This is a genomic window from Flavobacterium sp. RSP46 (genome assembly GCF_003984825.1).
Classification (GTDB): domain Bacteria; phylum Bacteroidota; class Bacteroidia; order Flavobacteriales; family Flavobacteriaceae; genus Flavobacterium.
In genome coordinates, this window is record NZ_RYDM01000001.1 from 89527 (window position 1) to 109140 (window position 19614).

16 protein-coding genes are annotated in these 19614 nt (G+C 35.7%); 7 read left to right on the top strand and 9 right to left on the bottom strand.

The features are described from left to right. Window positions 1-18: 18 nt before the first annotated feature. From EKM01_RS00390 to pgk, 3 genes are all read right to left on the bottom strand, one after another. On the bottom strand, window positions 19-999 hold the full coding sequence (locus tag EKM01_RS00390; RefSeq protein ID WP_126766167.1) for a DUF4837 family protein: 981 nt from the start codon (window positions 997-999) through the stop codon (window positions 19-21). Window positions 1000-1047: 48 nt separating this feature from the next. Further along, the gene (locus EKM01_RS00395; RefSeq protein ID WP_126766171.1) at window positions 1048-2880 is read right to left on the bottom strand and encodes a LysM peptidoglycan-binding domain-containing protein; all 1833 of its coding nucleotides are present in this window, start codon (window positions 2878-2880) and stop codon (window positions 1048-1050) included. Window positions 2881-3178: 298 nt separating this feature from the next. Then, window positions 3179-4366 (bottom strand): phosphoglycerate kinase, encoded by a 1188-nt coding sequence (gene pgk, locus EKM01_RS00400; protein WP_126561377.1) that lies wholly within the window; start codon window positions 4364-4366, stop codon window positions 3179-3181. A gap of 282 nt (window positions 4367-4648) precedes the next feature. On the opposite strand from pgk, the gene EKM01_RS00405 reads away from it, so the two are divergent. From EKM01_RS00405 to EKM01_RS00425, 5 genes are all read left to right on the top strand, one after another. After that, window positions 4649-5797 (top strand): DNA polymerase III subunit delta', encoded by a 1149-nt coding sequence (locus tag EKM01_RS00405; protein WP_126561376.1) that lies wholly within the window; start codon window positions 4649-4651, stop codon window positions 5795-5797. Window positions 5798-5801: 4 nt separating this feature from the next. Beyond that, a complete protein-coding gene (locus tag EKM01_RS00410) occupies window positions 5802-6185 on the top strand; it encodes a DoxX family membrane protein (protein WP_126452282.1) in 384 nt (127 codons plus the stop codon). Window positions 6186-6230: 45 nt separating this feature from the next. After that, a complete protein-coding gene (locus EKM01_RS00415) occupies window positions 6231-6740 on the top strand; it encodes an acyl-CoA thioesterase (protein WP_126452284.1) in 510 nt (169 codons plus the stop codon). 202 nt (window positions 6741-6942) lie between these two features. After that, window positions 6943-7950, top strand: a complete 1008-nt coding sequence (recA, locus tag EKM01_RS00420) for a recombinase RecA (RefSeq protein WP_126452335.1) — start codon at window positions 6943-6945, stop codon at window positions 7948-7950. Between the two features lie 143 nt (window positions 7951-8093). Then, a complete protein-coding gene (locus EKM01_RS00425) occupies window positions 8094-8510 on the top strand; it encodes a membrane lipoprotein lipid attachment site-containing protein (protein WP_126457743.1) in 417 nt (138 codons plus the stop codon). A gap of 296 nt (window positions 8511-8806) precedes the next feature. Here the strand turns inward: EKM01_RS00425 and EKM01_RS00430 are convergent, their stop codons facing one another. Beyond that, window positions 8807-9550 (bottom strand): 1-acyl-sn-glycerol-3-phosphate acyltransferase, encoded by a 744-nt coding sequence (locus EKM01_RS00430; RefSeq protein WP_126766175.1) that lies wholly within the window; start codon window positions 9548-9550, stop codon window positions 8807-8809. 260 nt (window positions 9551-9810) lie between these two features. On the opposite strand from EKM01_RS00430, the gene trpS reads away from it, so the two are divergent. Further along, complete coding sequence (trpS, locus tag EKM01_RS00435) at window positions 9811-10785, top strand: tryptophan--tRNA ligase (protein ID WP_126766179.1); 975 nt, start codon at window positions 9811-9813, stop codon at window positions 10783-10785. An 89-nt stretch (window positions 10786-10874) separates the two neighbouring features. Here the strand turns inward: trpS and dprA are convergent, their stop codons facing one another. Beyond that, entirely contained in the window at window positions 10875-11975 is a 1101-nt protein-coding gene (gene dprA, locus EKM01_RS00440; protein ID WP_126766183.1) for a DNA-processing protein DprA, read from the bottom strand. 199 nt (window positions 11976-12174) lie between these two features. On the opposite strand from dprA, the gene EKM01_RS00445 reads away from it, so the two are divergent. Next, window positions 12175-13119, top strand: coding sequence for an SPOR domain-containing protein (locus EKM01_RS00445; protein WP_126457747.1), 945 nt, complete (start codon window positions 12175-12177; stop codon window positions 13117-13119). 57 nt (window positions 13120-13176) lie between these two features. Here EKM01_RS00445 and EKM01_RS00450 read toward each other — a convergent pair whose 3' ends face one another. The 4 genes from EKM01_RS00450 to mnmG all read right to left on the bottom strand — a co-directional run bounded on the left by EKM01_RS00450 (window position 13177) and on the right by mnmG (window position 19553). Continuing rightward, window positions 13177-15444 (bottom strand): helix-turn-helix domain-containing protein, encoded by a 2268-nt coding sequence (locus tag EKM01_RS00450; RefSeq protein WP_126766189.1) that lies wholly within the window; start codon window positions 15442-15444, stop codon window positions 13177-13179. Window positions 15445-15728: 284 nt separating this feature from the next. Further along, the gene (locus tag EKM01_RS00455) at window positions 15729-16295 is read right to left on the bottom strand and encodes an OmpH family outer membrane protein (protein WP_126553165.1); all 567 of its coding nucleotides are present in this window, start codon (window positions 16293-16295) and stop codon (window positions 15729-15731) included. A gap of 316 nt (window positions 16296-16611) precedes the next feature. Then, on the bottom strand, window positions 16612-17460 hold the full coding sequence (locus EKM01_RS00460; RefSeq protein WP_126766194.1) for a bifunctional 2-polyprenyl-6-hydroxyphenol methylase/3-demethylubiquinol 3-O-methyltransferase UbiG: 849 nt from the start codon (window positions 17458-17460) through the stop codon (window positions 16612-16614). A gap of 221 nt (window positions 17461-17681) precedes the next feature. Beyond that, on the bottom strand, window positions 17682-19553 hold the full coding sequence (gene mnmG / locus EKM01_RS00465; RefSeq protein WP_126563539.1) for a tRNA uridine-5-carboxymethylaminomethyl(34) synthesis enzyme MnmG: 1872 nt from the start codon (window positions 19551-19553) through the stop codon (window positions 17682-17684). Between the last annotated feature and the right edge of the window lie 61 nt (window positions 19554-19614).

The following is a 19614-nucleotide window of genomic DNA, read 5'->3' on the forward strand; positions in this document are numbered from 1 at the left end:
AAATAAAAGAAAATAAAACTATTTTTTCAAAACCTCAACTGATTTTATGATGGCTTCTAACTCATGCATTAAGTCTCTTTTTTCTTTGGAGGGCGCATAACAAAAGCCTTCCAAAACTAAAATCCTGTTGTGCTCTGTATCCAGAATAGCATAATTAATAAAAGGGCCTGACATAAAATCGTTTTTCAATTCCCAAGTTCCTTTTGTTTCATACGTTTCCTTTCCGTCCAGACTGATCTTAAAAAAATAAGGCGAATAGCTTTCTCCGGTAATCATTACAGTATTATTCTCTTTTCCGCTGATGTAAAGATTGCCAATAGAATCCCTCATTTTAATAATATTCGTGATCAGATCTGTATCCTTTTTAGTGATGACATTTATAGGAACTTGATAAATCAACAAACTCGTGTTGCCGCTTATAATTTCATTTTTTAACCATATAAAATGCGGTTTATGAAGGACGTATTGATATGAAGAAGGAATATTAATCGAAATTTGAAATTTATTCTTGATGATTTTTGGATTAAGAATAGACTGTTTTATAATGCGTTGGTTTTCGGAAATTTCAGTTTCCTTAATAATTTCAATTATTTTTGGCGAATTTTGCGCTATTATTTCTAGAATATCTGCACTTGTTTTTCCGGAAATATGAAACACATTTTGGGGTGATGCGTATTGATTTTTTTTAATTTCAAATTTATTTTGCTCTTCTTTTTTGACTACGATAATCGTACGGCTGTCCGTCATAAATCCTTCTAAAATTTTAGTAGGATATTGATTTATCGTAAAAAGAGGTTCCTCCTCAGGCAATCCTATAACGGCGGAGGCAAATTTATTTCGAATACTGTCGCCAATCTCACCATTCCACAACTGGTCGTCTATGATAACTGAAATAGTATTAATTTTTCCTGTTGTAGCACGCGGTTGGGGATCCTTTTTTTGGTTGCAAGAACCCAGCAAAATGGCAGTAAGAAGCAATAAAAGAAGGGCTTTATTCATTGTATTTCAATTATAAAATAAAACCCAAATTTAGATAAGATTATTCTATTATCCGTTAATTTTAAGTTTCATTCCTGGTTTGAGTACTTCCCCGCGAATACCGTTCCATTTTTTCAGGTCAGAAATGGTTACGCCTGGATATTTTTTTGATATACTATACAACGAATCCCCTTTTTTTACATAGTAATCAACGGTTTCTTTCTGGGATAATCCGGAACCATTTATTTTTTTATTAAAGTAACTTATCGTTGCTTTATTTGTATTTATTACAGGTTCCTCTTTGGCGACAATCAAAGAACTCCCTAAAATAATTGTCTGCCCGGAAATTTTATTCCATTGTTTCAGAGTAGACGGAGAGGTGCCAAATTTCTTAGCAATGCGCTCTAAATTATCTCCTTTTTGAACTATATAATACGCCTTGCTTTCAGTAGATGCTACAGCTGCGTTTGCCTCTAATGAGGCGGCAACTTGCTTCTCAGAAAGGGCTTGTATTGGATCTGAATTCTTTATTACTTCATTAGAAACAACCGCTTCGTTGCTACTGATTTTTAGGTTTTTACCATACGCGATAACATTGCTGCTTAGCGCATTCCATTGTCTTAAATCAGCAATGCTAACATTGTATTTACTGGCAATAGCTCCCAGATTATCTCCTTTTTTCACCTTGTAATACTGGGTTGTCCGGGATTGCGCTATTCTTTGATTGCCAGTATCTTCACGTTCTTTTTTGGGTGTTGTTTTTGTGGCAAAATAGGGCTTCTCTCGTTTGCTGGATTCGTATTCTGTATAGGCATAAATCGGACCTTCATTAGAGGCAAAAACAGCAATTTTTTCTTGTGGCAATCTCAAATAATGATTTTGATCATGATAAAAAGGAATTATATCAAGCTTGTAGGAGGGATTTAAAACCTGCAATTGAACTACTGGAACATCAAGTAAATCTGATATTTGCTTGAATGTAATTTGCTTCTTGATCAGGATAGTATCCGTAGTAAAATGCTTTATGGTAGCCCGCTGGGGCACGATTCCGTGTTCCTTATGGTATTCATAAAGATACATGGTTGCTAAGAAAGCAGGTACATATCCTTGGGTTTCTCTGGGAAGATTTTTCCTGATATTCCAATAATTTTGCTGACCACCGGAACGTCTGATAGCTTTGGAAACATTTCCCGGACCAGAGTTATAAGAGGCCAAAACCAAATCCCAATCTCCAAATATTTTGTACATATTGGTCATATATTGCGCTGCTGCCTCGGTAGCTTTTAAGGGATCGCTGCGTTCATCCACATACGAATCAATTTTCAACCCATATTGTTTTCCGGTTTGATACATAAATTGCCACAGTCCAGTTGCTCCCATTTTTGAAACTGCTTTTGGATTTAAAGCAGATTCCACAACGGCTAAATATTTTATCTCCAAGGGAATATTTTGTTTGGCCAAAGCCTCCTCAAACATGGGGAAATAATATTCCGAAGTGGCCATTAATCGTTCAAAAGATTTTTTTCGGTATTTTAAAAATGATTTAATAATGTTTTCCAGACCTTGATTGTACGCAATATTAAACGGCGATTTTGCATTCATTGCCGCCAATCTTTCTTTCAGCAGTGCTGTTGGTAACTCATAATCTACTTTTTCATCTATATTTATATTTTCGATGTCTTCTGTAAGATCATTATATAAATCTAAGTTGGTCATTTCATTCATCCATAAACTGTCTACACAAGATGCCAGATCATATTCAACAAAGGAATTCTTAATGGAATCTAAATAGGATAATTTTGCATCAATTTTTTCAAATGCTTTGTTTTCAGTTGCTTTCTGCGAAAATAAATGAATTGATAGCAACAGAAAAAACGATAATGTGGTATTTTTTATAGTCATATTTAAAAGATCAAAGACCTATAATCCAAATGATTAGAAGTCTTATTTTTACAAACTTAAGAGGTTAAAACTAAAATTTTCTTTAAATATTGTTAAAAATATAGTTTTTCAGTCCTTGGTACTGAATTTCTAATCGTTTGTGGGTAAAATTACTTTAAAGATCCAATTGTGAAACTTAAAAAAAACCTCAGCGATACATAAGGTATCGCTAAGGTTTTTATACATGTGATAAAACAGCTGTTTGATTTGAATGCTATTTAGATATCAAACGGCTTTTATTTTAATTTTACTGCATTTATTAGTCTAAAATAGCTGCAATTCCGGGTAACACTCTGCCTTCGAGCATTTCCAGCATTGCTCCTCCGCCTGTAGAAACATAACTCACTTTATCTTCCAGCCCAAATTGTTTTACAGCTGCCACTGAATCCCCTCCACCTACAAGAGAGAATGCTCCGTTTGCAGTAGATTCTGCAATAAAGTTGCCCAATGTAATTGTTCCGTTAGCAAAATTTTCCATTTCAAAAACACCCAATGGACCGTTCCAAAGAATCGTTTTAGAATCCATGATTACTTTTTTGAAGTTTTCCAATGATTTTGGTCCAGCATCCAATCCTTGCCACCCGTCAGGAATTGCTTTGACATCCACAATCTGGGTTTGAGCATCATTTGAAAAAGCATTTGCCGCTACAACATCAACCGGAATATGGATTTGAACTCCTTTTTCTTTGGCTAATCTCAAGATTTCCAAAGCCAATTCTTGTTTGTCATCTTCACAAATTGAATCTCCAATTTTACCGCCTAATGCTTTCACAAAAGTAAAAGTCATTCCGCCACCAATAATCATGTGGTCTACTTTATCCAGAATATTCTCGATTACGGTAATTTTAGAAGATACTTTTGATCCACCAAGGACTGCTGTTACTGGTTTTTCGCTGTTTTTTAAAACTTTGTTCAAGCTTTCTATTTCTTTGGCCAATAATAATCCAAAACATTTTTCGCTTGGAAAAAACTGCGCAATAATTGTAGTCGATGCGTGCGCTCTATGCGCTGTACCAAAAGCGTCGTTTACAAAAATATCACCAAGTGACGCCAGTTCTTTTGCAAAAGCAACATCACCCGCTTCTTCTTCGCTGTGAAAACGTAAATTTTCTAACAATAAAACTTCTCCAGCCTGCAATTTTTCAGCTGCAGCTTTCGCCTCTGAACCAATACAGTTTGAAGCGAACTGAACCGAAACTCCAAGAATTTCAGCAGTTGTTTTCAAAATGTGTTTCAAAGAGTATTTTTCTTCCACTCCTTTTGGCCGACCTAAATGCGACATCAAAATCACGCTTCCGCCTTGCGCAAGAATCGCGTCAATAGTAGGTTTTGCAGCTTCAATACGCGTGGCATCCGTTACATTGAACTTTTCGTCCAAAGGCACATTAAAATCAACCCGAATTATGGCTTTTTTATTTGCAAAATTGAAATCACTTATGGTTTTCATCAGTCTGTTTTTTAGTTTATTTTTTTTGAAAGAGTAACAAATATAGAACTTTTAAATTATTAATAAATTAGAGAAAATCATATAAAATCAATTTTTAGCAACGAAATCGATGTAAATTAATAAATAATGCTTTTATTTATCAATTTGTCTAGATATTATTTTAGATAAAGGCCTGTTAAATTTTAAAAATAAAACATAAATTGACACTTCTATAAACTAGCTTCTGCTGAAACTTTGCCTGCTAAAATTTTAGACTACACCATTTTCTGCTATCTTTGCTTCATGCAATTTTCAGAAATTTTAGGACAAGAACACATCAAAAGTCATTTGACAAAAAGTGCTGATTTGGGCAGAATTCCCCACGCACAACTGTTCGTAGGTCCGGAAGGCAGTGGCACTTTACCCATGGCGATTGCGTATGCACAATACATCATTTGCAGCAATCAAAACGGAGAGAATTCCGGTTCAAATGAAGCGTGCAACCTGAAATTTCAGAAAACTTCCCATCCTGATTTGCATTTTATTTACCCGACTGTCAGTACTGAAGAAGTAAAAACAAAACCCAAAAGCATTGATTTCATAACGGAATGGCGACAGTTTATAGAACAAAATCCGTACGGAAGTTTGTTTGATTGGTACCAAATGCTAGGTGTTAAAAACAAGCAAGGAGAAATTAGGGTCGATGATGCGCAGGAAATCTTGAAATCGCTGGCTTTAAAATCTTATGAAGGCGGATACAAAATAATGATTATTTGGATGGCTGATAAATTGAATATCGCTGCTTCTAATAAATTACTGAAATTATTGGAAGAACCTACAGACAGAACGGTTTTTATCCTGATTTCAGAAAATGAAGAAGATATTATTCAAACGATTCGTTCCCGTTGCCAAGTACTACATTTTAATGGTTTGAGTGAAACTGTCATTGCGGAGGCCTTGGTTTCAAAAGAAAATACGGATTCTAAAATAGCTTTAAAAATAGCGCATCAGGCACAAGGAAATTTCAATAAAGCATTGCAATTAATACAACCGGACAGCGAATCAGTTTTTTTTGAAAAATGGTTTGTCGATTGGGTTCGTGCGGCTTTTAGAGCAAAAGGAAACGCCGCTGCCATTCAGGATTTGATCCAGTGGAGCGAGCAAATTGCTGGTTTGGGAAGAGAAACCCAAAAAAAGTTTTTACATTTTTGTATTGATATGTTTCGTCAGGCCTTGTTGCTCAATTACCAAACGCCAAGTTTAGTCTACATGGAACCACAAGTGGAAAAATTCAAACTGGAGAATTTTGCACCTTTTGTAAATGGCAACAACATAAATGATATTTTTAAAGAACTTTCAGAGGCAATGTATCACATTGAACGCAACGGAAACGCTAAAATTATTTTAACCGATTTATCAATAAAACTTACTCGTTTAATTCACAAAAAATAAAAAAATGAACAATATTACTTCTATTTTAATTTTAATTTTCCTGGCCATCACTTTCCTACAGTCCGGATACGACAAATTGTTTTATTGGAAAGATAATGTCGAATGGTTAAAAGGTCATTTCGCTAAAACACCATTAAAAAACCATGTACCTTTAGCACTACTAAATATCTTGATTTTAGAATTAATTTCCGGTATTTTATGTGTAGTAGGCTGTGTGGAACTGTTCGTGAATAACGGAAGAATTTTTGGTTTTTACGGAGCCGTTTTCTCTTGTATCACGTTGTTGATGTTGCTTTTCGGACAGCGATTGGCCAAAGATTATGATGGAGCCAGAACAATTGTTATTTATTTTATCCCTGCAATATTGGCCGTTTATTGGTTAAACTAGACTTTACAACTTATTATTTTGAACAACTCCTTTTTAAATAAAAAAATGACACCAAAACACCCTTCAGAATCCCTGACGATATTAACTGATTTGGTTTTACCAAGCGAGACCAATCCTTTGAACAATCTTTTTGGTGGCGAATTATTAGCCCGTATGGATCGCGCAGCAAGTATAGCGGCACGCAGACATTCCCGAAGAATTGTAGTTACAGCATCCGTAAATCACGTTGCATTCAACAGAGCCATTCCGTTGGGAAGTGTCGTTACTGTTGAAGCTAAAGTTTCCAGAGCTTTCAAAAGTTCAATGGAAATATTCATTGACATTTGGGTTGAAGACAGAGAATCCGGTAATAAAACCAAAGCCAATGAAGCGATCTATACTTTTGTAGCAGTAGACGATACGGGAAGACCCGTTGAAGTACCCCAAATTGTTCCGGAAACCGAAATAGAAAAACAACGTTTTGAAGCTGCATTGCGACGCAAACAGCTGAGTTTAGTTTTAGCCGGAAAAATGAACCCCCATGATGCAACCGAATTAAAAGCATTGTTCGTGTAAGAAGCAAAATACAACTGACTATTTTTAATTGATAAATAGATTTAAAATATTCTTGAAAGAGAAAATTTTAAATCAAAAAAGAAGTATTTTTACAAAACATATATTCAATATACAAATGAAATTATGGGATAAGTAATCATCCTGTCAGTTTCTTACAGTTATAAACCAATACAAATAGATGAAAGAAAAGGTAAAAGAGAAGATGAGTTCAGAGAAAGAATCTAAATTAAAAGCGCTACAACTTACGCTTGATAAATTAGACAAAACCTACGGAAAAGGGACAGTAATGAAAATGGGCGACAAAGCCATTGAAGAAGTAGAAACTATTTCTTCCGGGTCTTTAGGAATCGATTTGGCATTAGGAGTTGGAGGCTATCCAAGAGGTAGAATTATTGAAATATACGGTCCGGAATCTTCTGGAAAAACCACATTGACGCTTCATGCTATTGCTGAAGCTCAAAAAGCAGGTGGAATTGCAGCTTTTATTGATGCAGAACATGCTTTCGACAGAAACTATGCGGAGAAATTAGGTGTTGACATCGAAAACTTAATCATATCACAACCTGATAATGGAGAACAAGCGTTAGAAATTGCGGAGAACTTGATTCGTTCCGGAGCAATTGACATTGTTGTCATTGACTCGGTTGCAGCTTTGACTCCAAAAAGTGAAATTGAAGGCGAAATGGGAGATTCTAAAATGGGATTACACGCTCGTTTGATGTCTCAAGCATTGCGTAAATTAACGGGAACCATCAGTAAAACAAATTGTACAGTTTTCTTTATTAATCAATTAAGAGAGAAAATTGGTGTGATGTTTGGAAATCCAGAAACTACAACGGGAGGAAATGCATTGAAGTTTTATGCTTCGATTCGTTTGGATATTCGTCGTTCTACTCAAATTAAAGATGGAGATAACGTCCTTGGGAACAGAACCAAAGTAAAAGTGGTGAAAAACAAAGTCGCTCCGCCATTTAAAATCGCGGAATTTGACATCATGTATGGGGAAGGAATTTCAAAAACAGGAGAGATTCTTGATCTTGCTGTTGAGTTTGAAATCATCAAAAAAGCAGGATCTTGGTTCAGTTACGGTGAAACTAAATTAGGACAAGGTCGGGATGCTGTTAAGTCTTTGATTAAAGACAATCCGGAATTAGCGGATGAATTAGAAGAAAAGATTAAAGCCAGAATAAAAGAATTGGCAGAAGCATAAAAAGTAAAACCCGTCTCGTACCTAAAAAACGAGACGGATTTTTTTATTTTTACACGCAACCTTTTGTTGAAATTTTGATCTTTTGCAAAACAGCTTAGAATTCAATTAAGAAACTGAATTGTATAAATTTAAAAAATTAATAAATGAAAAAAATTGTGCTTTTTATTCTGTTCATTACAACCTTGACCGGATGTTCCATTGATAATGACAATCAAGATTCTTATAGCTTTGAAGTGCTGCCTATAGATAGCTATACATTACCCGAAAAATTCATATTGGGAAATACCTATGAGATAAAATTAAAATATACAAGACCAACCGAATGTCATTTATTTCAAGGGATTTATTATGACAAAAATTTGAATGTAAGAACCATAGGCATTCAAACGGCAGTGAATACTAGTCAAGTTTGTACGCAACAAATACCATCACCATCAGAGGTTTCTTTTAATTTTTATGTAACCAATACCGGTTCTTATATTTTTAAATTTTATAAAGGAGAGAATGCTAATGGAGAAAATATCTTTGAAGAAGTAGAAGTTCCTGTCGTTATTAATTAATTCTTGAATAAAATTGTGCGGTTAGACCAATAAATTATTGACTGTAAAAAGCTATTAGGAGCTTACTTGATACATTCGAGTAGTTATCCGGATGCCGAAGAAAATTTACAGATTTGAAGCAAATCCATTTTAGCACTAATGTGAGTACCGGCTTTAAATACCGAATTGTAAAATCATTTCAGATTAATTTTGAACCTATGGTAAAGTATCAAATAAATACTTTTTCAAACAACTCTAGAGACTTTAAACCGCTATTTATTGAGTTGTATTCCGGGATCAGTTACAGTTTTTAAAATTTATTTAGAGTCGAAAGCAACTAATTGCTCGTAAATGATTTCGCGTACTTCTTCGCGAATTTGTTTCCTGTCTGCCCCTGTTTTTCCAAAAGTTTCCACATGAGAATGTATTTTTACCCGCATAAATCCTGGACTTCCTCCCCAAAAAGCATATGGAAATCTTTTTTTATTGTCTCCAAAAGTAATGGGAACAATGGGTATTTGATGCTCAATTGCCAATCGGAAAGCACCATCTTTGAAAGCGTCCAGCAAGACTGATTCATCACATGGAACGCCACCTTCTGGAAAAATACAGATACTCAGTCCTTGATTAATTCTTTTTTGAGCGCGATTAAAGACTTCCATTTTACTTTTTGAAGAATTTCTATCCACCAAAATACAGGTTCTTTTATAGAAAAAGCCAAACAACGGAATTTTTGAAAGTTCTTTTTTACCTACAAAAACAAACGGATTTCTTGTCAGGACAAGCATCAGCATAATATCAGCCATGGAGGTATGATTCGCAACAATCATGTAACTTTTTTGGTACTCCATTGCTTGTGTTCTATCTATTTTATAATGAAAACCCATGCCAAAAAGAATGAATTTTGCCCAAATACGAGCCATCTTAAAAAAATAAGGATACCCGTTTTCCGTCAAAATAGACAGCACCAGAAAAGGAAACATCACCAATATAGGAATGGTCATCAAAATATAAAACCATATACGCCATAGCGCCCAGAAAATAATTTTTAATGCTCTCATAAGTTCAAAAGTAAGAAATCGGATGTTATGATACTCAAAAAATATTCTTGCGTTTTTCAACATATAAGTATTATAAGTTTTCATTTACTGCTCAACTATAATATCTTCGTTTAACCATCAAGGTTTTATTGACTTAAATGTCTGATATGGTTAAAAGAAATTACTAACACGATTTAAAGTAACTTGATTTTTATAATTTGCAAATTTGCGGTAAAAAATAAAAAACTTTGCGAACTTTGCGGTAATAGTTAAAAATCATAATGGCAAAAATACTTACAGGCGTTCAAAGTACCGGAACTCCGCATTTAGGAAACTTACTTGGTGCAATCATTCCCGCAATAGCACTATCAAATAAACCGGAAAACGAATCGTTTCTTTTCATTGCTGATTTGCATTCAATCACGCAAATAAAAAACGGCGAAACTTTAAGAACAAATACTTACAGTACTGCTGCTGCTTGGCTTGCCTGTGGTTTGAATGTAGATAAAGTCGTTTTCTACAGACAATCAGATGTACCGCAAACAGCAGAATTATCCTGGTATTTAAGCTGTTTTTTTCCTTTTCAACGCTTGACATTAGCGCATTCTTTCAAAGACAAAGCGGATAGACTGGAAGATGTCAATGCTGGTTTGTTTTCGTATCCAATGCTGATGGCGGCAGATATTTTATTATACGACGCCGAGTTTGTACCCGTAGGAAAAGACCAATTGCAGCATGTTGAAATCACTCGTGATGTAGCGTCCCGTTTCAACCACCAAATGGGAGAGACTTTCGTACTTCCCGTAGCAAAAATTCAGGAAGACAGCATGCTGATTCCCGGAACTAACGGCGGAAAAATGAGTAAATCAGCTAATAATATTATCAATATATTCTTGGATGATAAGTCCTTACGCAAACAGGTGATGAGTATTGAAACCGACAGCACGCCGCTGGAAGATCCTAAAAATCCGGATACGTGCAATGCGTTTGCCATTTATAAATTATTGGCAAATCAACAACAAATAGCCACAATGACCGCCAATTACTTAAATGGAAATTACGGTTACGGTCACGCCAAACAAGCGTTGTTTGAGTTGATTATAGAAACTTTCAAAACAGAAAGAGAAAAATACAAGTATTACATGAACAACCTTCCTGAAGTAGATGCTTTACTAAAAATTGGTGCTCAAAAAGCAGCTGTTGTTGCCAATGGAGTTTTGGCAAGAGTGAGAGAGAAATTAGGATTTGAGGTTTAAACAATCGATTTTTAAAACATATAAGTCATATAAGTTTTTTTTAAGTTTAATACTATTTTATTAAAGCTTTCATGACTTATATGTTAAAATCAAATCGCCTCAAACAATTTCCCCGGTAAAGGCCGTATCACGCCTTTCAATTCCATATTTAATAGCATTCCTGAGATTTTATAAATAGGAAAATCACAGCGCAAAGCAATAATATCCATTAGTTCTTTGCCTGTTTTAAGGAGGTAGTCGTATACTTTTTGTTCGTCTTCCTCTAAGCTTACAAACAATTGTTTTTGTATGGGTTTGGATTCCTTCTGAATGTCCCAATTCAAAATATAAACTAAATCAGCGGCACTAGTCAATACATTTGCTTTTTGAGTCTTTATGAGGTTGTTGCAGCCTTGGCTATACTTATCTGTAACACGACCCGGAACCGCAAAAACATCACGATTGTACTCATTCGCCATGTTTGCAGTGATTAACGATCCGCCTCTATCGGCAGATTCAATTACAATGGTCGCTTCAGACATTCCTGCAACGATCCTGTTTCTTCGCACGAAATTTTCTTTATCCGGATTGGAGGAACTCCAAAACTCAGTCATAAAACCACCGTTTTGCTCGACTTTAGCAACATATTTTTTATGGGTTTTCGGGTAAATTTGGTTTAAACCATGAGCAACAACACCAATGGTTTGTAGGTTATTTTCCATTGCCAATTGATGCGCCACAATATCGACACCGTAGGCAAAACCACTTACGATTATAGGATCGAGTGGAGCCAAATCTTCGATCAGTTTTCTACAAAATTCAGTACCGTACGAGGTAATTTGGCGCGTTCCTACAATGCTGATTATTCTTCTGTTTTTTAAATTGATATTTCCAGATGTGAATAATAAAAGTGGTCCGTCAATACAATGTTTCAACCGATCTGGATATTCTTCGTCCTGAAAATAAACCGCATTGATTTCATTTGCTTTTATAAACTCCAGTTCCTGAGTCGCTTTTTCGAAAACTGATTTATCTTTTAAATTTTTCAGCAAAACAGATCCTACTCCATCAATAGCAGCGAGTTGCGATGCTTTTGTATTAAAAACCGCTTCTGCTGTTCCAAAATGGGTAAGCAGTTTTTTGGCTATGATGTCGCCCACGCCCTCTATTCTTTGCAATGCCAATAAATAAAATAAATCCTGCTCTTTCATATGTAGATAATACTTGTTTTTTATTGGAATATGGAATACGCCAGTTTAAAAAAATCTTTATTTATGTTTGTATAACGATTAAACATGGCTATTTCATGCTAATTATTTGAGGGTGAAATGTATAAATTTTTATGCGGATTGTTAATAAAAATTGTAAATAAAATTTTGATACCTGTTTTCGTTGTATAACTTTGTGAGTATGAAAATCGAACTATACATCGCGCAGCTTTTATACCGTTATCAATGTGTAACCGTTCCGGGTTTCGGAGCTTTTTTGACCGAAATTCAATCGGCTAAACGGAACGAAAGCACGAACTCGTTTTCTCCTCCCAAAAAAATGATCGCTTTCAATGCTAATTTGAAAAACAATGATGGTTTATTAGCCAATCATATCGCTTTAGCAGAGAAAACGTCTTATGAATACGCCGTTAGTGCCATTCAATATGAAGTTTTTACTTGGAAAAAAACATTAGAAGAAAACGAACTTTTTTCTATCAAAAATGTAGGTGATCTTCATTTGAACGCGGATAAAAATATAGTTTTCACTCCATACGACCAAACGAATTACTTAACCAGCTCTTTTGGGTTGGCTCCCTTTGTTTCACCACTTGTAAAAAGAGCAATCTTCGAAAAAGAAGTAGAAGCAATTGAAGAAAAAGCAACCATCACTATGGTTCCTGAAACCAGAACAGCGAATCCATATTTAAAATACGCCGCTATTTTTGTGTTAGGATTAGGACTTGCGGGAAGTGTTGGTTATCCAATGTATCAAAATCAAATTGCCTCAGAAACGATTCTTGTAGAAACTGCCGTTCAAAAACAAGTTCAAAATAAAATTCAGCAAGCCACATTCTTCATCGAAAGTCCGGTTCCTGCTGTTACACTATCCGTAAAATCGACTATCGAAGCAAAAATGCCGTATCACATTATGGCCGGAGTGTACAGGGAAGAAAAAAATGCGGATAAAACACTGCGGATTTTAAATCGCTTAGGATATGATGCCAAGCGAATCGCTCCTAACCGAAACGGTTATTTTCCGGTTTTGTATGGCAGTTACGCCACATTTGCTGAAGCAGAAAAAGCAAAAAAAGAAATCAATGAAAAGCACAATCCAGAAGCTTGGATATTAATTCAGTCACTATAAAACAAAAACCCTATTCGTACCGAATAGGGTTTTTTAGTTTTAATACTTTCTTATTATTTAATTCAAACTCGCTTTGTACATTCTCGCTTCTTCCCAAGAAAATTTATGACCGTATTTCTCCATCAACGCATTCAGTGATTCTTCTTTATATCCTGCAAAAGCAGCTGCTAAATCCTGCATTTTATCCTCCGATAAAACCTCTGAAATTGAAACTGCTTTGGTTTGTATCAGCTTTACAAAATGGGTGTAAATCGTTTGTTTGGTCAGCACTCTGATAGTTGCAATATCCGCAATTGATTTCTTTTCGACCCACAATTCATAGGTTTCCTGCACCGTTGTTTTTTTAGGTACCGTTGTTTTTGCTTTTTTCGAAGTATAACGCTCTATGTCTTTATCATCGGTAATCAAGGTTATATTTAATTCCTTGAATTGATTTTGTATGGCTTCTGTCTTGCGGATGATGTAATTTTTTATTTCTGAAGAGGTCAATTTTTCTTTCGAAATGGCTTCTCCTGCCACAACGGTTTCTATCAATAATTTGGCCTTCATTAAGCGTAAAACGGCTTTGGTTTGCAATTCTTCCAGCACGATTAATTCATCATAAAACGTTTTTACTTTTTTGATGCGCTTTACTTCTTCAATTTTCCAAAGAATTTCAAAAACCAGCTCGTCCATTGGTTTTAGGAAATAACTGAAAGCGGCTTGAATGCGTTCCGATACGTGATTCAAATCGACCGTTTCCTGACCAAAAAGGGTATTCAACTGCGAAATGAATTTTTTGGATGGATCTAAAAGCTGTTCAATGATTTCTGTTTGCTTTTTGGCCCAAACAGCGTGTTTGGATTTCTCTGAAATTTCTGATTTTTCGTTATAACTGAATTTATGATTGCGCCATTCCTGAGCCAAATCGTTCCAATCAAAGGTGTTTGTCAGATAGTTATGGATGAAATTTTTGGTTTCAAAATGCAAGGCATTCTCTAAAAACGAATCCGAAGCTTTGTTTAATGAGTAATCCATGACATCCTGATCGTTTGAAATGCCATTCATACGCAACGGAGATAGTAAAATAAGCCCTTCTAGTGAGCGCAAACGAGATAATGCCACATAAGCCTGTCCGGGTAGAAAAACTTGCGAAACATCAAGTGCTGCTTTATCAAAGGTTAGTCCCTGGCTTTTATGCACCGTAATCGCCCATGCTAATTTGATGGGATAGTGCACAAAAGTTCCCAAAACCTCTTCATCAATTTCTTTAGTGGTTTCGTCTACTTTGTATCGAATGTTTTGCCATTCATATCTTTCAACTTCTATAGTTTTATTTTCTTCCGGAAAATGAACCAGAATTTCTTTACTCGAAAGGGATTTGATAACGCCCATTTTTCCGTTGAAATAGTGTTTATCAAAGGATAAATCATTTTTTACAAACATGATTTGCGCGCCCACTTTTAACTGCAATTGTTGTTCCACGGGAAATATCTTATCCGGAAAATCTCCGGTAATCTCCGGTTTATAAACCACCAGCTTTCCCTCCAGATCTTGTAAAGCCTGCGCGTTCATCGTATCGGCTTTGTTGTTGTGCGTGGTTAATGTGATGTATCCTTTATTTGCTTTTAAATCGAAATCGGGTTTTACATATTGGTTTAAGGTTTGAATGTCCTGCTGTGAAATCTCATTGTTGCGCAGGTTATTCAAAACCGAAATAAATGTATCGTCAGTCTGGCGAAAAATCTTGGACAATTCAATGTATAAAGGCGGATTTTGTTGCACGACGTGCGAATGAAAAAAGAATTTTCCTTTGTAATAGGTTTTCAGCGTACGCCATTCTTCGTCCCGAATGACCGGCGGCAACTGCAACAAATCACCAATATATAAGACTTGAACACCTCCAAAAGCAGTGTTGCGCTTGCGTACTGCTTGCATCATATAATCCATCGCATCCAGCAAATCCGCACGAAGCATACTGACTTCATCGATAATCAATAATTCCATATTGCGAATCACCGATTTCTTCAAACCACTCATTTTGAAATGCCTGCGCAAGGTAGCTTTGGTTTCAAATTTAGTACTTTCGGAAAATTGAGGTGATGAATTATCTGGAATAAATCCTCCAAACGGCAACTGAAACATGGAGTGAATCGTAACGCCTCCTGCATTTAACGCGGCAATTCCTGTTGGCGCCACCACAACGGTATTTTTGTGCGTGGTTTGGATAATTTCCCGTAAAAGTGTGGTTTTTCCCGTTCCTGCTTTACCGGTCAGGAAAATGGATCGATGAGTTTGATTGATGAATCGTATTGTATAAGCGGCGGCTTCTGAAATGGTTTGCATTAGGCGTGTATATATAAAGCTAAAGTATTGAAAATTAAAAACACTATTGGAATAATTGGAAAATATTTACGATTATAATTCGACTGTTTTTTAGCCCAGATAGCAGCGAAAATCCTCGAAATTTAGAAAAAACACTTGCTACACGAGAGATTACTTCACTATACTTTTATTTCAATTGGAGTTCAGTGAACTACGTTTATAGTGGATAACCGGGTATGGCTTCAAAAAAAAAGCCTTCAATCTAACTATAGACGAAGGCAATCTTTTGAATTAATAGTAAAAATTTATTTTTTAGCCGCTGCTGTTTCTTCCGTTTTTGCAGGAGCTTTATATTTATCGTTCAAGGCTTTGATAATTTCTTTTGTGATATCAAATTTATCTTCTGCGTATAAAATTGAGGCAGCGTCACCGGTTCCATAGATGTAGGCATATCCTTTTTCCTTACCGTAGGATTTAATAAATTTTTTCACACCACTCACCAGAGAATCCATTTCTTTTCCGCTTTCTTGCTGCAATTCCTGAGACAACGCTTGTTGTGCGTAGCTCAATTGTTGTTCTTTTTTTTGCAGTTCAGCTCCTTTTTGTTGTGCCCAAGCCTGCCCGTTAGCTTGTGCCTGAGCTTGGAAACCTGCTGCTTCTTGCTTGAATCGATTAATTTCAGCCTCTAGCTGTCTTCCTTTTTCTTCTGCTTTTGTCTTGTATTTTGCTTCAAGATCTTTGGCCTCTGTATATTCCTTCATTAATTCAGAAGTATCTACGTAAGCAGTTTTCACTTCCTTAACTTCTGCTGGTTTGTTACAAGCAACAATTGAAATTGATAATGCGATAATTACTAATGCTTTTTTACTCATGTTTTTAATATTTATTTTTTGGTATTGCGTTGCCAGTTCGCTAACGCTCGTGTCGTGAATCTTTGATTTCATTTTGATGAATTTCTAGTTTTGAGTATTGGTGACAAAAATATAAAAAAATAGATAGTATTGACATAAAGTTTGAAAAATGCTACTTTTTTATGATATAAGATTTTATTATTGTGATTCACAAATGCATAATCTATGACTATTAAAACCGAGCTTCATATCTTCTAAATAAACGAATTAGTTTAAAAATCCGATAATCACCTTCGATTTCATTAAAAAACACGCTTAAACACACTTAAAATGATTTTTAGGTGTTTTTTAGGATGTAAATGTGTGAGGAATACTCAGAATTCTTCTTCGCTTCCCAATTTGATTGCAATCCAACAAAAAAGGCTTTTATATAATTCATTTTTCCGGTTTTGTATTTTTCCGAAAGCAAAGCAACATAAAACGAATCAAATTTCATGGGAAGCACTTGTACCAATTTCATTTCTTCTTTCTCGAAAAGCATTTTTATAGCCGTTTTAGAAAAATGCCAAAAATGAATTGGCACATCATAAGCGGCCCAAAACGTTCCGTAATGTTTTGCATCGAAGGATTTAAAATTTGGAACAGCAATAATTAAAGTTCCATTAGGTTTTAATAATCGTTTGAGTTCTTTGATTTGGTTTTCCAAATTAGGAACGTGCTCCAAAACATGCCACATCGAAATGACTTCAAAAGAATGATTGTCTAACTCACTGGTTTCGCCAACAAATGAAACGCCTTTCTTTTTGGCAATTGCTTTTGCTTTTTCACTTGGCTCTACTCCTATGGCATGCCAACCGTTTTCTTTGGCAACATATAAAAAATCCCCTGTTCCGGCACCTATATCTAAAATACTCCCTTTGTTGGATTGCAATGAATTAATTAAATTCAATTTATTTTTAAGTGCAATAGTTTTTATAAAATGATATGCTTTTTCAAACAAGGATCGCTTACTGTCTGTATGGGAAATGTAATCCACACTTTCATAATACTTCCCTAAATTTTCTAAACTGGGTTGTGGAGACGTAATCAGCATATCTAATTTGGCGTCATGATACAAGTTAAAAACCTCCTGAGAAACAGAATAATCTTTAACGGTTAAAAAAGGCTGTTGGTTTGAAATGTTCATTAATTAATAGTGCTTTTATATTTTTAATTTTAAACAAAACCCTGAAAACACATACGAATGCTTTCAGGGCTGAATTATTTATTTTTATGATTCTTTAATAATTCCAAGGCTTCACAGCGTAGTTTCACGTGGAACAAATTTTAGTGTTCCGTGTTCAGAGGCGGTATTCAGTATAAATCGACAATTAAACTGATCACTATAAACTGAATACTGATCACTTCCTAACGTCCCATATAAATCAACAACACCGAAACATCACTTGGTGACACACCGCTGATTCTTGATGCTTGCGAAATGGTAACAGGACGAATCTTGCTTAGTTTTTGTTTGGCCTCAATTGACATGGACTTAATTTTATCATAATCAAAATTTTCAGGGATTTTAACATCTTCTAAACGAAGTAACTTATCAGCATTATTTCTTTCTTTTTCTATGTAACCAGAATATTTCACTTGGATTTCGGCTTGTTCTAAAATTTCTTGATCCACATCATTGGCGGCAACATAAGCTACTACTTTCTCGAATTTCATCATGTCCTCTAAATCAATTTGCGGACGTGAAAACACTTTGAACATCTTATCCCCTTGCGAAATCAGCGCCGTCTCTTTTGCTTCTAAAACAGGATTTGCTTCCGCAACCGAAACACTCGTTTCTTTGAAGAAAGCCACCATTTTTTCGGATTCATTTAGTTTGTGTTCCATTCTGCGCAAACGTGCTTCTGAGGCCAAACCTATTTCATGTGACATGGGAGTTAATCTAAAATCGGCATTGTCCTGACGCAACAGCGTTCTATATTCTGCTCGAGACGTAAACATTCTATATGGTTCTTCAGTTCCTTTCGTAATTAAATCATCAATTAAAACTCCGATATAGGCTTCGTCTCTTTTTAAAATTAAGGGTGCTTTTTCATGCACTTTCAAATGCGCATTTATTCCGGCCATCAGTCCTTGAGAAGCTGCTTCTTCATATCCTGTAGTTCCGTTTATTTGACCAGCGAAATACAATCCTTCAATAAGTTTTGTTTCCAAAGTATGCTTCAATTGTGTCGGCGGGAAATAATCATATTCAATTGCATATCCCGGACGAAAGAATTTTACTTTTTCAAATCCTACAACAGAACTCAATGCCTTGAATTGAATATCCTCAGGAAGCGACGTTGAAAATCCATTCACATAAACTTCACAAGTATTCCATCCTTCTGGTTCTACAAACAGTTGATGTCTTTCTTTATCCGCAAAACGATTAATTTTATCTTCAATCGACGGACAATATCTTGGCCCAAGACTTTTTATTCTACCGTTAAACATTGGCGAACGATCAAAACCTTCTCTCAAGATATCGTGAACTTCAAGAGAGGTATAGGTCATATGACACGATTTTTGATGAATCAACGGTGAGGTCACATCTGAATAGGAAAATTTATCCGGCTTCGCATCTCCTTTTTCTTCATTCATTTTTGAATAATCCAAAGATCGTCCATCAACTCTTGGAGGCGTTCCTGTTTTCATTCGTCCTGATTGAAACCCAGCAGCAACTAAATCTTCAGTAATTCCATGTGCAGCACTCTCGCCTGCCCTTCCACCACCAAATTGTTTTTCGCCAATATGAATCAATCCATTCAGGAAAGTTCCATTAGTCAACACAACCGACTTAGACCGAATCTCTACTCCTAGAGAAGTTCGGATTCCTTTTATTTTTCCGTTTTCAATAATCAAACCTTTCACCATTTCCTGATAAAAGTCAAGATTTGGAGTTCCTTCAAGCATCATTCTCCACTCCTCGGCAAAACGCATTCGATCACTTTGAACACGCGGAGACCACATTGCAGGGCCTTTGGATTTGTTCAGCATCTTGAACTGGATTGCAGTTCTATCCGAAACAATTCCAGAGTACCCCCCAAGCGCATCAATCTCGCGTACAATTTGTCCTTTAGCAATTCCACCCATCGCTGGGTTGCATGACATTTGGGCAATATTCTGCAAACTCATTGTTACCAGTAAGGTTTTAGAACCAAGATTTGCAGCAGCGGCAGCAGCCTCAGAACCGGCGTGTCCTGCGCCCACAACTATCACATCATATTCATTTAAAAACATCTTCTTTTATAATTTAATCCGTATTAAGGATTGTGATTTTGAAATCTATTTTATTGTTCCA